General features: G+C 71.4%; 2 protein-coding genes and 1 pseudogene. 2 read left to right on the top strand and 1 reads right to left on the bottom strand.

Annotated elements, in window-relative coordinates; genetic code table 11:
• Both G6022_RS12115 and G6022_RS12110 read left to right on the top strand, forming a co-directional pair.
• A pseudogene (locus tag G6022_RS12115) lies at nucleotides 1-743 on the top strand (nucleoside-diphosphate sugar epimerase); the annotation flags it as partial.
• Entirely contained in the window at nucleotides 740-1873 is a 1134-nt protein-coding gene (locus G6022_RS12110; protein WP_179523386.1) for a lysophospholipid acyltransferase family protein, read from the top strand. The pseudogene G6022_RS12115 and the gene G6022_RS12110, both read left to right, overlap by 4 nt.
• 37 nt (nucleotides 1874-1910) lie before the next feature.
• Here the strand turns inward: G6022_RS12110 and G6022_RS12105 are convergent.
• On the bottom strand, nucleotides 1911-2606 hold a 696-nt coding region (locus tag G6022_RS12105), incomplete at its 5' end, for an HAD-IB family hydrolase (protein ID WP_182691638.1).

The following is a 2606-nucleotide window of genomic DNA, read 5'->3' as shown; positions in this document are numbered from 1 at the left end:
ACATGGCGGCCCGCCGCCAACCGAGCGGCGGCATCCCCCTGGACCACCTGTCGGTCGAGGGTTACGTGCGCGGGATGTCCCGCAAACGGCCGGACATCGAGGTGACGATCCTGCGGATCCCCGCGATCCTCGGACTGCCCGAACCCACGGTGTTCGGGGAGCTGCTGGCGCCGTCGATCTCCCCGGTGCTGGCGGGCTACGACCCCCGCATCCAGTTGCTGCACCCCCAGGACGCGCTCGACGCCCTCCTGCACGCCACGATGGGCGCCGCGCCGGGGACGTTCAACATCGCCGGCGAGGGGATCCTCACGCTCACCCAGGCCATCCGGCGGGCCGGGCACGTCCCGCTGCCGGTGCCGCCGCAGACGTTCAAGCTGGCCGTGCGGCTGCTGTCCAGTCAGGGCCTGCGCGACGTCGGGGCCTCGCAGCTTCGGTACCTGCGCTTCGGGCGCGCCGTGGACACCACGCGCATGCGCGAGGAGTTCGGCTTCACGCCCCGGTACTCCACCGAGGAGGCACTGCACGCCTACCTGGTCGACTCCGGCACCGAACCGCTCATCACCCGCGCCACGCTCGAGCGCAAGACCGCCAAGATCGCCGCCATGCTCCCCGCGCCGGTGGCCGACCGGCTGCGCGCGGGAGTGGACACCACGCTGTGCGAGCTCGAGGCGATCGGCGCGTTGCCCGATCCGAACGAGCCCGATCCGAACGAGCCCGATCCGAGCAAGGAGGAGGCGCTGTGAGGGGCCCCGAATTCGACCTGAGCCAGCCACTCGGTGGGCCTCGCTGGGGGGAGGGCCGCCGCGACTCGCGGAGCGACCGCATCGTGGGCGAGGGCTTCCTCGGCGCCACCAGCCACAGCGACGCCGCCGCCACCGAGATCGGACGGATCGTCGACCGGTTCCTCACCTCGGTGCGCGACACTCTCGGCCAGGTGATGGAGGCGCTGCCCGTCGACGCCGAGACGCTGGGTCCCGTCCGTGAGGTCGCGCGGGGTGTCGACGTGATGCTCGCGACCGGCGACGTCAGCGCGCTGTCGGGGCTCGTCGACGCCATCAACGGTGTCGGCGAGCTGATCGCCACGCGCGTGACCGGTGGTTACGAGGTCGACGAGTTCGGCTTCGACGAGCACTTCCACAGCACCGTGTGGCTGCCGATGTGGCGACCGCTGTTCGAGCACTGGTTCCGGGTCGAGGTGATCGGCGCCGAGAACATCCCCGCCGAGGGCGCCGGGCTGATCGTCTCCAACCACGCCGGGGTCCTGCCGTTGGACGCGATGATGACCACGGTGGCCGTCCACGACCACTCGGGCCGCGCCCTGCGGCTGCTGGCCGCCGACCTGGCGATGACGCTGCCGGTCTCCGCACCGCTGGCGCGACGGGCCGGGGCGACGCTGGCCTGCGCTGCCGACGCCGAACGCCTGCTCGAGAGCGGACACGTGGTGGCGGTGTGGCCCGAGGGCTACAAGGGACTGGGCAAGCCGTTCTCGGACCGCTACCGGCTGCAACGCTTCGGCCGCGGTGGGTTCGTGTCCACCGCGCTGGACGCCGGCGCGCCGATCATCCCGTGCTCGGTGGTGGGCTCGGAGGAGATCTACCCCAAGATCGGCGAGTTCTCCCCGCTGGCGCGGCTGCTGGGTGTCCCGTACCTGCCCATCACGCCGACGTTCCCCCTGCTCGGCGGCCTGGGCGGCATCCCGCTGCCCACCAAGTGGACCATCGAGTTCGGCGAGCCCATCGAGACCTCCCACCTCGGCCCGGACGCCGGCGACGACCCGATGATCGTCTTCGAGATCACCGACCAGGTCCGCGAGACCATCCAGAACACCCTGTTCCGGAACCTCGCTCGCCGTGGGAGCGTCTTCTTCGGCTGATCCGCCCGGGCCGCTCGGGGCCCGGCCGCGAGTCGTCTCAGAACATCCGTCGGATCTGGCCGATCGTCCGCGCGCCGTACGAGGACTTCACGGCCGCCCGGGCTCCGGCGAGCCCGCCCACCGCGAGCACGCCCGGGACCGCCTGCTTGGCGGCCTTGCGCACCGTGCGGAAGTCCTTGATGTCCCAGCCGTTCTCCGAGGCGTACTTGCGCAGCCGCCCGTCCGGGTTGATCGCGACCGGGTTGCCGACCATCGTGAGCATCGGCATGTCGTTGAAGCTGTCCGAGTACGCGTAGCACTTGGACAGATCGAAACCCTCGGCCTCGGCGAGGTTGGAGATGGCGTGCGCCTTGCCGGGCCCGTGCAGGATGTCGCCCACCAGCCGGCCGGTGTACACCCCGTCCTCCTCCTCGGCCACGGTGCCGAGCGCACCCGAGAGCCCGAGCCGCGACGCGATCACCCGCGCGAGCATGACCGGCGTGGCGGTGACCAGCCACACCTGCTGGCCGGCGTCGAGGTGCATCTGCACCAGCGAGCGCGTGCCCGGCCAGACGCGGTCGAGCATCGAGGTGTCCACGACCTCCTCGCTCAACGCGGTCAGCTCGGCGACGGTGTGGCCCTTGACGAAGCTCAGCGCCTTGTCTCGGCCCGCGGCCACGTCGTCGGCGTTCTCCTTGCCGGAGACCCGGAACTTGACCTGCGACCACGCCATCGACGCCACGTCCTGCGCCGT

Source organism: Dietzia sp. Cai40 (assembly GCF_014145165.1).
Classification (GTDB): domain Bacteria; phylum Actinomycetota; class Actinomycetes; order Mycobacteriales; family Mycobacteriaceae; genus Dietzia; species Dietzia natronolimnaea.
Note: the sequence above shows the minus strand (reverse complement) of the source record. Positions and strands in the feature narration are given on the sequence as shown.